The 16,052-nt window shown below is 65.6% G+C and carries 13 protein-coding genes; 8 read left to right on the top strand and 5 right to left on the bottom strand.

Annotated features, from left to right (window positions below; all coding sequences use genetic code 11):
• Positions 1-43: 43 nt before the first annotated feature.
• A complete protein-coding gene (gene parE, locus AB4Z37_RS26270; protein ID WP_441519649.1) occupies positions 44-2,098 on the bottom strand; it encodes a DNA topoisomerase IV subunit B in 2,055 nt (684 codons plus the stop codon).
• A gap of 493 nt (positions 2,099-2,591) precedes the next feature.
• On the opposite strand from parE, the gene AB4Z37_RS26275 reads away from it, so the two are divergent.
• On the top strand, positions 2,592-3,122 hold the full coding sequence (locus AB4Z37_RS26275) for a DedA family protein (protein WP_441519650.1): 531 nt from the start codon (positions 2,592-2,594) through the stop codon (positions 3,120-3,122).
• Positions 3,123-3,232: 110 nt separating this feature from the next.
• On the opposite strand, the gene AB4Z37_RS26280 is transcribed toward AB4Z37_RS26275, so the two are convergent.
• Positions 3,233-3,631 carry an MAPEG family protein gene (locus AB4Z37_RS26280; RefSeq protein WP_441519651.1) on the bottom strand — a complete coding sequence of 133 codons (399 nt, stop codon included), beginning with the start codon at positions 3,629-3,631 and terminating at the stop codon, positions 3,233-3,235.
• A gap of 150 nt (positions 3,632-3,781) precedes the next feature.
• The gene (locus tag AB4Z37_RS26285; protein ID WP_441519652.1) at positions 3,782-5,584 is read right to left on the bottom strand and encodes a PHA/PHB synthase family protein; all 1,803 of its coding nucleotides are present in this window, start codon (positions 5,582-5,584) and stop codon (positions 3,782-3,784) included.
• Positions 5,585-5,895: 311 nt separating this feature from the next.
• Between AB4Z37_RS26285 and AB4Z37_RS26290 the strand changes: the two genes are divergently transcribed.
• From AB4Z37_RS26290 to recJ, 7 genes are all read left to right on the top strand, one after another.
• Complete coding sequence (locus tag AB4Z37_RS26290) at positions 5,896-6,144, top strand: hypothetical protein (protein WP_441519653.1); 249 nt, start codon at positions 5,896-5,898, stop codon at positions 6,142-6,144.
• A 185-nt stretch (positions 6,145-6,329) separates the two neighbouring features.
• Positions 6,330-7,547 (top strand): LL-diaminopimelate aminotransferase, encoded by a 1,218-nt coding sequence (locus AB4Z37_RS26295; RefSeq protein ID WP_211970082.1) that lies wholly within the window; start codon positions 6,330-6,332, stop codon positions 7,545-7,547.
• A 24-nt stretch (positions 7,548-7,571) separates the two neighbouring features.
• Entirely contained in the window at positions 7,572-8,897 is a 1,326-nt protein-coding gene (locus AB4Z37_RS26300) for a homoserine dehydrogenase (protein ID WP_441519654.1), read from the top strand.
• Positions 8,898-8,943: 46 nt separating this feature from the next.
• The gene (glpX, locus tag AB4Z37_RS26305; RefSeq protein ID WP_441519655.1) at positions 8,944-9,942 is read left to right on the top strand and encodes a class II fructose-bisphosphatase; all 999 of its coding nucleotides are present in this window, start codon (positions 8,944-8,946) and stop codon (positions 9,940-9,942) included.
• 8 nt (positions 9,943-9,950) lie between these two features.
• Entirely contained in the window at positions 9,951-10,403 is a 453-nt protein-coding gene (locus AB4Z37_RS26310; RefSeq protein ID WP_441519656.1) for a GNAT family N-acetyltransferase, read from the top strand.
• 15 nt (positions 10,404-10,418) lie between these two features.
• On the top strand, positions 10,419-11,159 hold the full coding sequence (locus AB4Z37_RS26315) for a haloacid dehalogenase type II (protein WP_441519657.1): 741 nt from the start codon (positions 10,419-10,421) through the stop codon (positions 11,157-11,159).
• Positions 11,160-11,196: 37 nt separating this feature from the next.
• Entirely contained in the window at positions 11,197-13,035 is a 1,839-nt protein-coding gene (gene recJ / locus AB4Z37_RS26320; protein WP_441519658.1) for a single-stranded-DNA-specific exonuclease RecJ, read from the top strand.
• A 12-nt stretch (positions 13,036-13,047) separates the two neighbouring features.
• Here the strand turns inward: recJ and AB4Z37_RS26325 are convergent, their stop codons facing one another.
• Positions 13,048-14,277, bottom strand: a complete 1,230-nt coding sequence (locus AB4Z37_RS26325) for a lytic murein transglycosylase (protein WP_441519659.1) — start codon at positions 14,275-14,277, stop codon at positions 13,048-13,050.
• A 51-nt stretch (positions 14,278-14,328) separates the two neighbouring features.
• A complete protein-coding gene (locus AB4Z37_RS26330; RefSeq protein ID WP_441519660.1) occupies positions 14,329-16,023 on the bottom strand; it encodes a M23 family peptidase in 1,695 nt (564 codons plus the stop codon).
• Positions 16,024-16,052: the final 29 nt, after the last annotated feature.

Raw genomic sequence — 16,052 nt, forward strand, 5'->3', positions numbered from 1 at the left:
CCGCGATGATCCTGAACCGCCGCGCCTCGCGCGGCGGGATGACCTACACGTCGAGCAGTTCTTCGCTGGCGAATTCGGCACGTTCCGAAATAAAGGTGAAGCGGGCCTCGGCCTTCGAGCCCATCAGCCGTTCAACGGAATCGGCGGTGCCTTCGCGATCGTCGGGCAGCAACACCACGCGCAGCAGCGTGCGGTTGGCCGGATCCATCGTGGTTTCCTTGAGCTGTGCCGGCATCATCTCGCCGAGGCCTTTGAATCGGCCGATCTCCACCTTGGCGTTGGCGTTGAATTCCTTCTTCAGGATCTCGTCCCGGTGGGCGTCGTCGCGGGCGTAGAACACCTTGCCGCTGTGGCTCAGCCGGTACAGCGGCGGCACCGCGAGGTAGAGGTGGCCTTCGTCGATCAGCCGCGGCATCTGCCGGTAGAAGAAGGTGATCAGCAGCGAGGCGATATGGGCGCCGTCGACGTCCGCGTCCGTCATGATGATGATGCGGCCGTAGCGCAGGTCTTCCTCGCGGTAATGCGCGCCGGTGCCGCAGCCGATTGCCTGCATGAGATCGGAGATCTGCTGGTTGGCGGCGAGCTTGTCCTTGCCGGCGGAGGCGACGTTGAGGATCTTGCCGCGCAGCGGCAGGATCGCCTGGGTCTTGCGGTCGCGTGCCTGCTTGGCGCTGCCGCCTGCCGAGTCACCCTCGACGATGAACAGTTCGGAGCCTTCGGCCGCGGTGTTGGTGCAGTCGGCGAGCTTGCCAGGCAGGCGCAGCTTGCGCACCGCGGTCTTGCGCGAGATTTCCTTCTCCTGGCGGCGGCGCAAGCGCTCGTCGGCGCGCTCGATCACGAACTCCAGCAGCTTGTTGGCCTGCACTGGGTTGCCCGACAGCCAGTGGTCGAACGGATCCTTGATGGATTGCTCGACGATCTTCTGTGCTTCGGCGGTGGCGAGGCGGTCCTTGGTCTGGCCCTGGAATTCGGGTTCGCGGACGAACACCGACAGCATGATGGCGGCGCCGACCATGACGTCCTCGGACGTGATGGAGGCGGCGCGCTTGGCCTGGCCGACGCGCTCCGCATGGTCCTTCAGTCCGCGCAGCAGCGCGCTGCGCAGGCCGGATTCATGGGTGCCGCCGTCCGGCGTCGGAATGGTGTTGCAGTACGACGACAGGAAGCCGTCGGCATCAGCGGTCCACGCCACCGCCCATTCGCAGGCGCCGTGGGAGCCGTTGCGGCCGGACTTGCCGGAGAAGATGTCTGGGTGCACCAGCGTATCGGCATGGATCGCCGCGGCGAGGTAATCCTTGAGGCCGCCGGGGAAGTGGAAGGTGGCCTCGGGTGGAACGTCGTCGATGCCCTTGAGCAGCTCCGGATCACAATTCCAGCGAATCTCGACGCCGCCGAACAGGTAGGCCTTCGACCGCGTCATCTTGAACAGGCGCTGCGGCTTGAAGGTCGCCTTGGCGCCGAAGATGTCGGTGTCAGGCTTGAAGCGGACGCGGGTGCCGCGCCGGTTATGAACCTTACCGAGCTCCTCGAGCTTGCCCTTGGGGTGCCCGCGCTCGAACGTCATGCGGTAGAGCTTCTGGTCGCGGGCGACCTCGACCTCCAGCAGCGACGACAGGGCGTTGACCACGGAGACGCCGACGCCGTGCAGACCACCCGAGGTCTCATAGACCTTGGAGTCGAACTTGCCGCCGGCGTGCAGGGTGCAGAGGATGACCTCCAGCGCCGACTTCTTGGGGAACTTGGGATGGGGGTCGACCGGGATGCCACGGCCGTTGTCGGTGACCGTAAGGAAGCCGTCGGCGGTCAGCGCCACCTCGATGAAGGTGGCGTGGCCGGCCAGGGCCTCGTCCATCGAGTTGTCAATGACCTCGGCGAACAGGTGGTGCAGCGCCTTCTCGTCGGTGCCGCCGATATACATGCCCGGGCGGCGGCGAACCGGCTCGAGCCCCTCCAGCACCTCGATGTCTGCCGCGGTATAGCCGGCCTCGGCGCTGGCCGGCTTGGCGGCAACCTTCGCCGGCGCCGCGCGGGTCTTGGCGGCCCCTCCGAACAGGTCGTCAGATTTTCCGCTCTTGTTTGATTTCAATGGCTTATTCATATGTCTTCAGATCGTGTGAGGCCCGCCGGGGGCGAATCGCTTGCGCTCAATATGCCATGGATGGGGTCAGCAATGTGGCGCCTCGGACGGTCTCGGAACTTGGGGAACCCCGGGGGGAAGCCGGGGCCCGGGCCAGCGCCGGGATCCGGACCTCGCCGTGGTGCCGTCGTCCAGTCCGGACGGACTCTCGATCGTGCGCGGATCAGGTCGAAACGGCCGTCACGATGACGGCAATCATGTCGACAAGACGCGGAGCGGCACTTGTGCAAAGCATCGGTGCGGCCATGGTCGTGAACTCAGGGCTGGTCGGCAAGTCGGCTCGCGGGATCGCAACCTGCGCCATCGATTGCCGGCAAAAGAAAAAGCAAGGCCCCTGGGCCGGGGATGCGACATCACGTCCCGAAGAGGCTGTGGGCCGTCCAAAACATTTGATTTGGACATCGCAGGGCGTTTTGGTTGAACACCACTCTGGTGGCGCGTTGGGGGAATGGGCATGGAAGACATGGTGCAGGCGGTGATCGGCTTCGTTCGCGATCATCAGGCCTGGGCTGCGCCGATCGTTTTCGTGCTGGCGTTCGGCGAGTCGCTGGCATTCCTGTCGCTGCTCATTCCGGCCTGGGGCGCGCTGGTCGGCATCGGTGCGCTGATCGGCGCCAGCGGCATCAGCTTCTGGCCGGTCTGGGTCGGAGGCGCGCTGGGAGCGGCGTGCGGCGACTGGCTGTCCTACTGGTTCGGCTATACCTTCAAGGACCGCGTCGCGCAGATGTGGCCGCTGTCGCGTTATCCGGACTTGCTGCCACGAGGCGAAGCGTTCGTGCGGAATTGGGGCGTGCCCGGCATTTTCATCGGCCGCTTCTTCGGGCCGCTACGGGCATCGGTCCCGCTGGTCGCCGGCATTTTCGAGATGCCTTATGTGCGTTTCCAGCTCGCCAATTTCAGCTCGGCGTTCGTCTGGGCGGCTACGCTGCTGATCTTCGGCGACATCATTTCCAGGGTGGCAGCCTGGCTCTGGGGCAGTGTCTGAGCTGAGGGCTAAGCGGCCTCTGTTCACCAGGAGGCTCGTTACGCGGTCTGCGGCAGCAAAAAAAGGGGATGACGGGCGCCATCCCCTTCGGACTTCCGGCCGATGGCGGCTCAGAGAATGTTGAAGATCGCCAGCGCCAGCACCGCCTGGGCGGCGAAGCCGACCACGAAAGCGAGGGTGCGGAACACCGGGACCCCGATCGCATACACGATCACATGCGCGACGCGGCTCCAGAAATACACCGCGCTGGCCAGTACGGTCCATTTGCTGGAATAGTCGATCGCATTGAGGATCAGCACCAGCGGCGCGAAGATGACGAGGTTCTCGATCGCGTTGTCATGGGCGAACATCAGCCGGTTGGCCCACTCGGCCTGCGGCTTGTCGTTGCGCGACGGGTTGGCCATGGCGCCGGTGAGACCGCGAACCTGGCAGCGGTTGAGGATATAGGGGACCCACAGCAGACCCGTCAGGATCACCGTGAGGGTCAACCAGAACAGTTCGCGCGTCATTGCATGCTCCCGGCCTTGATGCAGTGGATGGTGGACGGTTCGAAGGGCGTCGCCTTAACTCATAAAGCATTTTGCGGAAAAGTGGAATCGCCCGGCTTCGCCACGCCGTGGCGGCGGAATCCTGTTTGCCACAGGCGTGTGACGCAGGCGTTATGCCCTGACGAGAACATAGCTGCCGGGCGCATCCTCCAGCGCTGGCAGCGCCGCGCTGCCAGCCTCACGCGCCGGTACCTGCTCCGGATCATGCTGCTCGATCCACTGCCGCCAGTCGGGCCACCAGGATCCTTTGTGCTCCTGTGCATCCTTCAGCCAGTCGGCCAGGGTGATGTCGTGGATGTTGTCGTTGGTCCAGTACTGATACTTGCCGAGATTCGGCGGATTGACCACGCCGGCGATATGCCCGGAGCCGCCGAGCACGTAGCGCACCGGGCCGCCGAAGAACTGCGAGCCATACAGCACCGATTCCGCCGGCGCGATATGGTCTTCCTTGGTGGCGAGATTGTAGACCGGCAGCTTGACCTTGGAGAGATCGAGCAGGGTGTTGTCGAGCACCATGGTGCCGGCCGACAGGCGGTTCTCCAGGTAGCAGTTGCGCAGGTAATAGGAGTGGTTTGCCGCCGGCATCCGCGTCGCGTCCGAATTCCAGTGCAGCAGGTCGAAAGCCGCAGGCTGCTGGCCCTTGAGATAATTGCTGACGACGTAGGACCAGATCAGATCGTTCGAGCGCAGCATGTTGAAGGCCATCGCCATCTTGCTGCCTTCGAGCACGCCGGCGCGCTGCATGTCGCGCTCCAGCGCCGAAATCTGATCCTCGTCGACGAACACCAGGAGGTCGCCGGCATGGGTGAAGTCGACCTGGGCCGCCAGGAAGGTTGCCGAGGTGACGCGCACGCGGCGCTTCTCGGCAAGCCAGGCCAGCGTGGTGGCGAGCAGGGTGCCGCCCACGCAATAGCCCATGGTGTGCACTTTCATCTCGCCGGTCGCCTTCTCGATGGCGTCCATGGCGGCGAGGGGCCCTTCCTTCATGTAATCGTCGAAGGTTTTTTCGCCGAGCTGCTTGTCCGGATTGACCCAGGAAATGACAAAGACGGTCAGTCCCTGGTCGACGCACCACTTGATGAAGGACTTCTCGCGGTTGAGGTCGAGGATATAGAACTTGTTGATCCACGGCGGCACGATCAGCAGCGGCGTTCGCAGCACGCTCTCGGTTGCGGGCTGATACTGGATCAGCTGCATCAGGTCGTTCTGGTAGATCACCTTGCCCGGCGTATTGGCGACCTGGTCGCCAAGTTTGAGGTGTGACGAATCGGTCTGGCGGATCCGCAGATTGCCGTGTCCGGCGACGACGTCTTCCGCCAGCATCTTCATGCCGCGCGCCAGGTTGTCACCGCTCGACGCCAGCGTTTCGCGCAGCACTTCCGGGTTGGTCAGCACGAAGTTCGATGGCGACAGTGCGTTGGTGATCTGCTGGACGTAAAATTCTGCCTTCTTGCGGGTGTGTGCGTCGAGCCCATCGGCATTGCGCACGACGTCGAACGCCCACTGGGTGGTCAGCAGGTAGAGCTGCATGACGAAGTCGAAGAAGTTGTTCGACTTCCATTCCGAGTCCTGGAAGCGCTTGTCGCGCGGCGCAGGCGAGATCGCTGGCGCGGCGTTCTCGCCGACCAGGCGGCGCATCGAGGAGCCCCACAAGTCGAGATAGGATTTGCCGAGCTTGAGCTGCAGCTCGGAGGCCCGCGTCTTGTCTGACAGCCAGTATTCCGCCACCGCGGTGAACGTCTTCACCAGCTCCTTGATCTCGGTCGGCGCCTCGTCCGGCGGCTGGCCATCGCGCGATTTCAGATAGGCTGCGAGCGCCTGGCCGCTGCTCTCCAGAGCTTTGGCGAGGTTGTGCGCGAATGCCTCGGCGTCGAATTTCCCATTGGTCTTGGCGTGTTCGAGAACGTCGGTCATCAGCGGGACACAGTTGAAAATGAGCGGTGGCAGAAGCGACGAGCGTTAGCAGTTATTCGCGGAATGATGACATGTTTCGCGGGCTATTCCAGAATTCCTTGTGCTGCACCGCGACAAATTCGTGCTTTCGTCATATTGGAGCCCCACCGCAGCGGTCTATTCATGAAGTTATTAATGCTTTCGCGTGATAGATCGTTCGGCAGTGTGATGGTCAGGATGCAAAAATTTCAAGCAGCGGCACAACGTCGCGAGCGGGACGTGTCGTGATGATGTCCGGCAGTCGCTGGTCGGGACGGCGGGTCATGGCTTGCGTGGCCGCGCTGCTGTGCGTCGGTCTCGGTGCCTGCTCCGTGCCGCTTGCTGACCTGCCGGTCGTCGGAGTGCCTGCCGGGGCGCCGGCCCGGCCGACCGAGCCGGGGGCTTACCCGGCCGTTCATGATATGCCCGCCGCCCGCGTCGAGCCCGTCCTCGATCCGGCCGAACAGGTCAAGGTCGAGAACGACCTCAAGGCGGTGAAGGAGCGTCAGACCGGGGCCGCGAAAGCCGCCGAGCGGCAATAACCGCAAGGCCGTGAGGCGACGGGCGCTGGCGTGAAAAGGCTGCCGGAAGTGGCGTCGGGCGGGAGGCTGCCCTGCCGAAAAAACCCTGAAAACAACTGGTGCTGCGGGTCGACCATGCTAAAAAGGGCCCGATTCAACCGCGAATGAGCGATCCTGCCATTTGCGGGTTCCGGAGCCAAAATCCCATGGAAGAGTTCTACCGTATTCGCCGTCTGCCGCCTTACGTCTTCGAACAGGTCAACCGGGCCAAGGCGGCCGCACGCAATGCGGGGGCCGACATCATCGACATGGGGATGGGGAACCCGGATCTGCCGACGCCGCCTCACGTCCTGGAAAAGCTCAAGGAGACCCTGGGCAAGCCGCGCACCGACCGTTACTCGGCCTCCCGGGGCATTCCCGGCCTGCGCAAGGCCCAGGCGGGCTATTACGAGCGCCGCTTCGGCGTGAAGCTTAATCCGGACACCCAGGTCGTCGCGACGCTGGGCTCGAAGGAGGGCTTCGCCAACGTGGCCCAGGCGATCACCGCGCCGGGCGATGTGGTGCTTGTCCCCAACCCAAGCTATCCGATTCACGCTTTCGGCTTTTTGATGGCGGGCGGGGTGATCCGCTCGGTGCCGGCAGAGCCGACGCCGGAGCTGTTCCACGCGCTGGAGCGCGCCATCATCCACTCGATCCCCAAGCCGATCGCGATGATCGTCTGCTACCCGTCGAACCCGACGGCCTATGTGGCGACGCTCGACTTCTACAAGGACCTCGTCGCTTTCGCGAAGAAGCACGAGATCTTCATTCTCTCCGATCTCGCCTATGCCGAGCTCTATTTTGACGGCAATCCGCCGCCGTCGGTGCTGCAGGTGCCCGGCGCGATCGACGTTACCGTCGAGTTCACCTCGATGTCGAAGACGTTTTCCATGGCCGGCTGGCGCATGGGTTTCGCCGTCGGCAACGAACGCATCATCGCGGCGCTGGCGCGTGTGAAGTCCTATCTCGACTACGGCGCCTTCACGCCGGTGCAGGTCGCCGCGACTGCTGCGCTGAATGGTCCGCAGGACTGCATCAGCGAGATGCGCGAGATCTACCACAAGCGCCGCGATACCCTGGTCGAGGCCTTCGGCCGCGCCGGCTGGGACATTCCGCCGCCGAATGCATCGATGTTCGCCTGGGCGCCGCTGCCGGAGAAATTCCGCGAGCTCGGCAGCATGCAGTTCGCGACCCTGATGGTGGAGAAGTCCGGCGTTGTGGTCTCGCCGGGCGTCGCCTTTGGCGAGCATGGCGAAGGCTACGTCCGCATCGCAATGGTGGAAAACGAGCAAAGGATCCGCCAGGCAGCGCGGAATCTGCGCCGTTTCCTTGAAAGCGGCATCGAAACGTTGCACAACGTGGTTCCTCTCGCCAATCGGCGATAGTTTTTCCGGCTGGTTTTGTCTCGTATGGTCGCACCACTCAGAGTGGGTATCGCGGGCCTCGGCACCGTGGGTGCCGAGGTTGTCCGTCTCCTTGAAACGCAAGCGCGCGCATTGTCGGTGCGGTGCGGACGCAGCATACGCGTGGTCGCCGTCACCGCGCGGTCAAAGGCCAAGAAGCGGGGGATCGATCTGCGCGGGGTGACCTGGGCCAAGGATCCGCTGGCGGTCGCAGGCGATCCGGATGTCGACTGCTTCGTCGAGCTGATGGGCGGGGCCGACGAGCCGGCACTGTCGGCGATCCAGGCGGCGCTGTGTGCCGGCAAGTCGGTGGTCACCGCCAACAAGGCGCTGATCGCCAAGCACGGCGCCAAGCTCGCCGCGCTCGCCGAGGCTCATGGCGGTACGCTCAACTACGAGGCCGCCGTCGGCGCCGCCATTCCGGTGGTGAAAACCCTGCGCGAAGGCCTCGCCGGCACCGAGATCAACCGCGTCTACGGCATCCTCAACGGCACCTGCAACTACATCCTGACTCGCATGGAGCAGGAGGGGCTGTCGTTCGAGGATTGCCTCAAGGACGCCCAGCGTCTCGGCTATGCCGAGGCCAATCCATCGTTCGACGTCGACGGCCACGACACCGCGCAGAAGTTGGCGATCCTGGCCAGCCTCGCATTCGGGACAAAGGTGGCGCAGAGCGCCGTCTATGTCGAAGGCATTTCGTCGATCGCGCCGGCGGATCTTCGTGCGGCGGAGGAGCTCGGCTACCGCGTCAAGCTGCTCGGCGTTGCGGTGCGCACCGCCAAGGGCATCGAGCAGCGTGTTCATCCGACCATGATTCCGAAGTCGTCGTCGATCGCCCAGGTGATGGGCGTCACCAATGCGGTGACAATCGATGGTAAGGGCATTCCGCCGATCACGCTGGTAGGACCGGGTGCCGGCGGCGCTGCCACGGCGTCGGCCGTCGTCGCCGACATCGCCGATGCCGCGCGTGGTATCCGTGCCATGCCGTTCGGTCGTCCGGTCGACAAGCTGCAGCCGATCGCCAAGGCGCCGATGGAGCGCCACGAAGGTGGCTACTACATCCGCCTGATGGCCCGTGACCTCGCGGGCACCGCGGCGACCATCGCCACGCGCCTCGCCGAGCAGAAGATTTCGATCGAGTCCATTGTGCAGCGCCATCCGGACGACGAGGCGTTCGCCGCGTCGAACCCGCGTGGCAAGTCGGCGCCGGTTCCGGTCATTCTGATTACCTATGCAACTCATGAGGACGCGGTGTACCGGGCCCTGAAAGCGGTGCAGCGCGACAAGGTGATCACCGGCCGGCCGCAGGTGATCCGTATCGAGAAGAACTGAACTGGGGTATTTTCACCCCGCCGCTACGTTTTTGGGAGCCAAGACCATGTCCACCACCATTTCCGTGCCACCGCAGCAACTGCTGGAGCGCATCCTGACGCTCGAGATCGTTCGCGTGACGGAGCGTGCGGCGGTCTCGGCGGCGCGCCTGCGCGGCCACGGCAACGAGAAGGCCGCCGACCAGGCGGCCGTCGACGCCATGCGCCGCGAGCTGAACAAGATTCCGATCGAGGGCACCGTCGTGATCGGCGAGGGTGAGCGCGACGAGGCGCCGATGCTGTTCATCGGCGAGAAGGTCGGCATGAACGCCGGTCCGAAGGTCGATATCGCGGTGGATCCGCTCGAAGGCACCACGCTGTGCGCCAAGAACATGCCGGGCGCCATCGCCACCATGGCCATGGCCGAAGGCGGCACGCTGCTCAACGCGCCTGACGTGTATATGCAGAAGATCGCGGTTGGTCCGGGCTATGCCAAGGGCGTGGTCGATCTCGACGCGTCGCCCGCCGACAACGTGCTGCGCCTCGCCAAGGCCAAGGGTGTACCGCCGTCGGCGATCACCGCGCTGGTGCTCGACCGTCCGCGCCACGCCGACATCATCTCCGGTGTGCGTAGCACCGGCGCTGCGGTGCGCCTGATCACCGACGGCGACGTCGCCGGCGTGATCCACACCGCCGATCCCCACAACACCGGGGTCGACATCTACATGGGCACCGGCGGCGCGCCGGAGGGCGTGCTGGCAGCTGCAGCGTTGCGCTGCATCGGCGGCCAGATGCAGTGCCGCCTGATCCTCGACACCGAGGAAAAGCGCGCGCGCGCGTCCAAGATGGGCATTAACGATCCGCACATGATCTACGGCATCGAGGATCTGGTAAGGGGCGACTGCCTGTTCGCCGCGACCGGCGTCACCGACGGCTCGCTGCTCTCGGGGGTCAAGTTCCGCAAGGACGTGATCGAGACCGAGACCGTGGTGATGCGCTCGGTGACCGGCACCGTCCGCGTCATCCGCGCCGAGCATCGCCAGCTCGAAAAATTCCATCTGGATTGAGGTGAGCCATGGGCGGCCCGCTCAACGTTCGACCGGTGACCGGTGCCGATCGGGCGGAGTGGGAGCCGCTATGGCAGGGCTACCTGACGTTCTATGAAAAGCCGCTTCCACCGGAGGTGACCGAGGTCACCTGGAAGCGGTTTCTCGACCCGGTCGAACCGTTGTACGCGCTGGTCGCCGAGATCGACGGCCAGCCGGTCGGGCTTGCGCACTACCTGCTGCACCGTTCGACCTGGGCGCTGGACTGTTATTGCTATCTTGAAGACCTGTTCGTCTCGCAGGCGGTGCGCGGGCACGGCGTCGGGCGCGCGCTGATCGATGCCGTCGCGACGGCAGCCCGCGAGGCGAATGCCAGCCGGCTCTACTGGCTGACGCACGAAACCAATACCCAGGCGCAGGAGCTCTACGACAAGCTCGCCAAGCGCACCGGTTTCATCCACTACGGAAAGCCCATCATTTAAGATGGAGGACGGCACGTGCCGGACCGAGACGCTGCAACGAGTTCTGCGCCCGGCGTGAAGGCGCTGCTGTTCGATGTGTTCGGCACCGTGGTCGACTGGCGCGGCAGCCTGATCGCCGATCTCTCGGCCTGGGCACAGGCGAGGGGCCTTCGCGGGGACTGGGGGGCACTGGTCGATGCCTGGCGTGCCGCCTATGTGCCATCGATGGACGAGGTGCGCAGGCACCCGGAGCGCGGCTTCGTCAACCTCGACGCGCTGCACCGCCAATCGCTCGAGCGTCTCGTCGCGGCGCAACCGATCGAGGGCTTCACGGAAGCGGACTTCGATCACGTCAACCGCGGCTGGCATCGGCTCGATCCCTGGCCGGACAGCGTCTCCGGTCTCACGCGCCTCAAGCGCAAATTCATTGTCAGCCCGCTGTCGAATGGCAATGTCGCGCTGCTGGTCGATATGGCCAAGCACGCCGGCCTGCCATGGGATCTGGTGCTGAGTGCCGAGGTGTTTCAGCATTACAAGCCGGATCCCGAAAGCTATCTCGGTGCGGCGCGCCTGCTCGGCCTGCAGCCGGCGGAGGTGATGATGGTTGCGGCCCACAACAACGACCTGGAGGCCGCGCAGGACTGCGGCCTCGCCACCTGTTTCGTGCCGCGGCCGACCGAGTACGGCCCGCTGCAGAAACGTGATTTCAAGGCCGAGGGCGACTGGACGCTGGTGGTGCGTGACCTCGACGACCTCGCGGATCGGCTCGGCTGCTGATCTCCTCGTGCTGCAAGCCCCTGTTGCCGGATTCATCATGTCGCCTTCGACGCCGCTGCCTGTCCAAGCTCCTGTCGCCTTCCTGGGCGTGACGCGGTCGGCCACCGGCTGCCTGTGGCGCGATCGCCTCGATCCGCGCGGCGCGGCCAAGGCGCTGGCGATCGCGCAGCGTTTCCAGCTGCCCGAGATGCTGGCGCGGGTGGTGGCGGGGCGCGGCATCGAGCTTGACGCGGTCGAGGATTTCCTTGATCCGACCATCCGCAAGCTGCTGCCCGATCCGTTCAGCCTGACCCAGATGGAGGCCGCGGCGCAGCGCATCGCCGATGCGGCGACGCGCGGCGAGAAGGTTGCGATCTTCGGCGACTATGACGTCGACGGCGCCACCTCGTCGGCGCTGATGGCCTGGCATCTGCGCCATTGCGGGCTCGATCCGCTGATCCACATTCCCGACCGCATCTTCGAGGGCTACGGACCGAATGTCGATGCGATCCGTTCGCTGGCGGACCGCGGCGCGACGCTGCTGATCACGGTGGACTGCGGCACCACCAGCTTCGAGCCGTTTGCCGAAGCCAAGCGTCGCGGCATGGACGTCGTGGTGATCGACCATCACCAGGCTGGAGATGAATTGCCGATCGTGGACGCGCTGGTCAATCCGAACCGGCTCGACGACCTCTCCGGGCTCGGCCATCTCGCGGCCGTCGGCCTCGTGCTGGTGACGCTCGTCGCGGTCAATCGTGAGCTGCGCGGCCGTGGTTTCTGGAATGCGGTACGCCCCGAGCCGGACCTTCTTGGACAGTTGCATCATGTCGCGCTCGGCACCGTCGCCGACGTGGTGCCGCTGATCGGGTTGAACCGTGCCTTCGTCGCCAAGGGGCTGATCGCGATGCGCCGGCGCGATCATATCGGCCACACCGCGCTGATGGATGTGGCACGGCTGAACGGACCGCCGGAAGCATGGCACCTCGGCTTCATGCTGGGGCCACGGATCAACGCCGGCGGTCGTATCGGCAAGGCCGACCTCGGCGTGCGCCTGCTGCTGGAAGGCGACGTGTCGGAAGCCGCGCGGATCGCCGCCGATCTCGACCGCCTCAACGAGGAGCGCCGTGCGATCGAGCGGGCCGCTGTCGAACAGGCGGAAGCGGAAGCGCTGGCGTCGCTCGGATTCGAGGATAAAGGCACAGTGATCATCACAGCGTCCGAGGGCTGGCATCCGGGCGTCGTTGGCCTGGTCGCAGCCCGGCTGAAGGAAAAGTTCGGGCGTCCGGCGTTCGCGGTTGCCCTCGAGCCGGGCGGCACCGGAACCGGATCGGGCCGCTCGATCGCCGGCGTCGATCTCGGCAAGGCGGTGCGGCAGGCGGTGCACGATGGCATCCTGGCAAAAGGCGGCGGCCATGCCATGGCGGCCGGCGTGACGCTGAGGAAGGAGCGCCTTGCCGAATTCCGTGCCGCGATGGAAGCCGCGCTCGGCGAGGACGTGCGCAAGGCGCGCCATGTCAACGAACTGCTGATCGACGGCGCGGTCAGCGCGCGGGCGGTGACGCCGGATTTTGTGGCGATGCTGAACCGCGCCGCGCCCTACGGCGCCGGCAATCCAGAGCCGGTGATCGCGCTGCCGGCGCACCAGCTGGTCTATGCCGATCCGGTCGGTGAGGCGCATCTGCGGCTGCGCTTCAAGGCCGGCGATGGCGCCGTCGTCAACGGCATCGCCTTCCGATCCGTCGGGCAGAAGCTCGGCCAGGCGCTGCTGGAGAACCGCGGTCAGCCGCTGCATGTGGCGGGTACGCTGGCGGTGGACCGCTGGCAGGGCAACGAACGGGTGCAACTGCGCGTCAGCGACGTCGCGGTGCCCGATCCGGGGCCCGCGGTGATCCGCTAGACTTGGTTGCGCTCATGATCCCTGGCGCAGCCGCGCGAGCACCTTGAGGCCACCATAACCGTCGGCGGGCGTCAGGCCAGCCTTGATCTGAAAATCCTTGATTGCCTTCATGGTGTCGTTGCCGACACGGCCGTCGGTGCCGCCGGTGTCGAAGCCGAGGCGGGTGAGGCGGGTCTGCATCTCCTGCACCTCGGCGAGTGTCAGCGCGCGCTCAGAACCCGGGAAGGGCTGGATGAACGGGCCGCCGCCGAGGATGCGATCGCCGAGATGCACGATCGCCAGCGCATAGTTCATCGACGGATTGTAGCTGCGCACCGCATAGAAGTTGGGGCCGAGCAGGAACGAGGGGCCGCCCGGCACCGGCGTCCACAGCTGCGCGGTCGCGTTCGGCTCTGGAAACGCTTGCCCGTCGGCGCGGCTGACGCCGGACGCCGCCCAGGCCGCATAGCTGCGGCTGCCGCCGCCGCTCGCGCCGTTCGCCTGCACCTCGTAACCCCAGTGCTCGTTGCGATGATACTTGCCGCGGTTGACGAGGTAGCGCGCGGTCGAGCCCAGCGCGTCGTCGGGCGCGCCGAACGGTGACACCCGGCCGTCGCCGTCATAGTCGAAGCCGACATTGAGCCAGACCTCCGGCATCCACTGGGTGTGGCCCATGGCGCCGGCCCACGAGCCACGCATTTCCTCGGGCGTGCTCCAGCCGCGCTGCACGATCTTGAGCGCGTTGATCAGCTCGGTCTCCCAGTAGGCCTTGCGGCGTGGCTCGTTCCAGGCGAGCGCCGCCAGCGAGGGAAACACCGGGCGCATGTGGTTCTGCTGCACCAGCGGATCGCCATAGGCGCTCTCGACGCCCCACAGCGCCAGCAATGTGCCGCGCTCGACGCCGAAGTCGCGCTCGATGCGGGCAAACACCGCGCCGTGTTGCCGCAACGCGTCCTTGCCGGCGATGATGCGCCAGTCGGAGACGCGGCGGTTGATGTACTGCCAGGTCTGCTCGTTGAATTCCGGCTGGTTGCGCATCTTGGCGAACACGCTCATGTCCGGCTCGAGGCGCCCCATGACACGGCTGTAGGTCGCCTCCGAGATGCCGCGCGCCAGTGCCTTGGCGCGGAACGCCTCGCGCCACTGCTCGAAGCCGGGCGGCGCGGCGTCGCTGGACGAAGGCAGGGCCAGCGTCGTGGCGATGCCGGCGCTGATCCGAAGCAGGGTTCGTCGCGACAGGGGGCAAGAATCGATCGGAGCCATGTCGCCCAGTGTAATGCGATGCTGCGCCAGGCCCAACCGTTAGCCGGTCGGCTATTCGCCGTCGCCCTCCGACGACATGCCGGGTTTCGGCGGCTGCTCCGGTGCGGCATGGGCCGCCGTAGCCGGTGCGGCGGGTTCCATCTGTACCTCGGTTCCGCGCGCCCCGAGCAGCCGTTCATAGGCCGACACTAGGGTGATGTACGGATTGACCCACAGCCAGCCGTCGCGGGTGAACACCTGCAGGTCGAAGTGCAGGTGGCTGGTGGTGCCGCCGGGATAATCCTGATAGTTCGACACGAGGCCGATGGCTTCGCCTTCGCTCACCTGGCGCCCGTTGAGGAGGCCGTCGGCATCCATGCGGGCCGGGGTCATGTGCATGTAGCGCAGCCGCACATGGTCGCGCGCGGTATCGGCCACCACGAACACGGCCTGCTGGCCGCGGCCGCGGACGATCACGCCGTCACGCCCGGCGACAACAGCGAAGTGATTGGACTCGCAGCGGTCGGCGCCGTCGTTGCGCAGCGGACAGGCGGAGGGGCGGATATCCTGTCCCTGATGACCGTAACCGCTTGCGCACTGGCCGACCTCGAAGCTGCGCGATTCACAGAAATTGTCCTGCCAGGGGTAGCTGTAGTTCTCCCTGGCGGATTCATCGAACACCAGCGGCTTGTCGTTGCGCTTGCAGCGATAGGCCGTACCCTTGGCGTGGGGGGTGGTGGTTCGTCCGGTGAAATTGCAGTCGCCCCAGTTGAGGAAGGACTGCGAGTTGGCGAACGCCGGCGTCTCCTTCAGCGGAAAGCGGATCTGGGCGTAGACCGTCGGATCGACCTTGCCCGGCTGGCCATGGGCGCCGCTGTTGGTGACGATGTCGCCGACCGGCCGGTAGGTGAAATCCGGCGAGCGCGCCAGCGGCCGCTCGGCCTCCGCGCTTTCGATATCGCGCCGCGGCGGTTGCGGACGGCCGCCGTCGATCCGCAACGCCTTGAGAAAACGTTCCGCCACCACCGACGCTTCGCGGCAAGCGAGGCGGTTGCGTCGGGGAGCGCTGTCGAGGCAGAGAATGGAGACCACGTAAGGAATGCCGAACCGCGTGAAGGCATATCGCAGGTAGCCTTCACGAACGGTGCGCCGCAGATCGGGATATTGCGATGCCAGCGCCTTGACCGGCTCGCCCTTGCCGGCGAGCGGGTCATCGATCCGGTAGACCAGCGCCGAGCCAGTGATGTGGACTTCCACCGGCTTGGCATAGGTTCGCTGCGGCAGGTTGTCCGCGCCCACGGGCGCAGCCGAGAACACGGCGTCGTAACCGGCGGGGCCGGCGTCGAACATCTCGGTCTGGAAGCCGGACTGATAGTGCGATGGCAACAGACTTGCGGGCAGCCCGCTAAGCCGATTGCCGATGAATTCGGCGGCGTCGAACGGCAGCAGCACCGGAACCGGGCTTCGGCCAATCCCGGGAAAGAACGCCGCTGTGGCGGCATTGAGCTGAAACAGCGCCGGCCAATGCCGCGGGTCGGTGGCCAGATGTCGGTTCGCCGGCGAAAATGTCAGGCTGCCAGTGGCTTCTGGGTGGTTGTTAAATTCAATTCGGAGCTGGTCATGGGCGCTGCGCCAGTCTGCCTGCAGCACCGATATCGCCGGTGTCCGGAAGCCATCCGCGATGACGGATGACGAGGCCAGGGCGACGATGCCAGCAAGGGCGAGGCCGAGAAGCCGCCTCCCGATCGAAACGCCGGGGGCGGCCAATCTCGATTGCGCGCTGCCCCCGGTCAATT

This window comes from Bradyrhizobium sp. 2TAF24, assembly GCF_052115025.1.
GTDB lineage: Bacteria > Pseudomonadota > Alphaproteobacteria > Rhizobiales > Xanthobacteraceae > Bradyrhizobium_A.

Coding starts and splice junctions, on each gene's coding strand:
- AB4Z37_RS26325 (WP_441519659.1), bottom strand. CDS start 14,277: ATGGCTCCGATCGATTCTTGCCCCCTGTCGCGACGAACCCTGCTTCGG.
- AB4Z37_RS26295 (WP_211970082.1), top strand. CDS start 6,330: ATGGAAGAGTTCTACCGTATTCGCCGTCTGCCGCCTTACGTCTTCGAA.
- recJ (WP_441519658.1), top strand. CDS start 11,197: ATGTCGCCTTCGACGCCGCTGCCTGTCCAAGCTCCTGTCGCCTTCCTG.
- AB4Z37_RS26300 (WP_441519654.1), top strand. CDS start 7,572: ATGGTCGCACCACTCAGAGTGGGTATCGCGGGCCTCGGCACCGTGGGT.
- AB4Z37_RS26285 (WP_441519652.1), bottom strand. CDS start 5,584: ATGACCGACGTTCTCGAACACGCCAAGACCAATGGGAAATTCGACGCC.
- glpX (WP_441519655.1), top strand. CDS start 8,944: ATGTCCACCACCATTTCCGTGCCACCGCAGCAACTGCTGGAGCGCATC.
- AB4Z37_RS26280 (WP_441519651.1), bottom strand. CDS start 3,631: ATGACGCGCGAACTGTTCTGGTTGACCCTCACGGTGATCCTGACGGGT.
- AB4Z37_RS26275 (WP_441519650.1), top strand. CDS start 2,592: ATGGAAGACATGGTGCAGGCGGTGATCGGCTTCGTTCGCGATCATCAG.
- parE (WP_441519649.1), bottom strand. CDS start 2,098: ATGAATAAGCCATTGAAATCAAACAAGAGCGGAAAATCTGACGACCTG.
- AB4Z37_RS26310 (WP_441519656.1), top strand. CDS start 9,951: ATGGGCGGCCCGCTCAACGTTCGACCGGTGACCGGTGCCGATCGGGCG.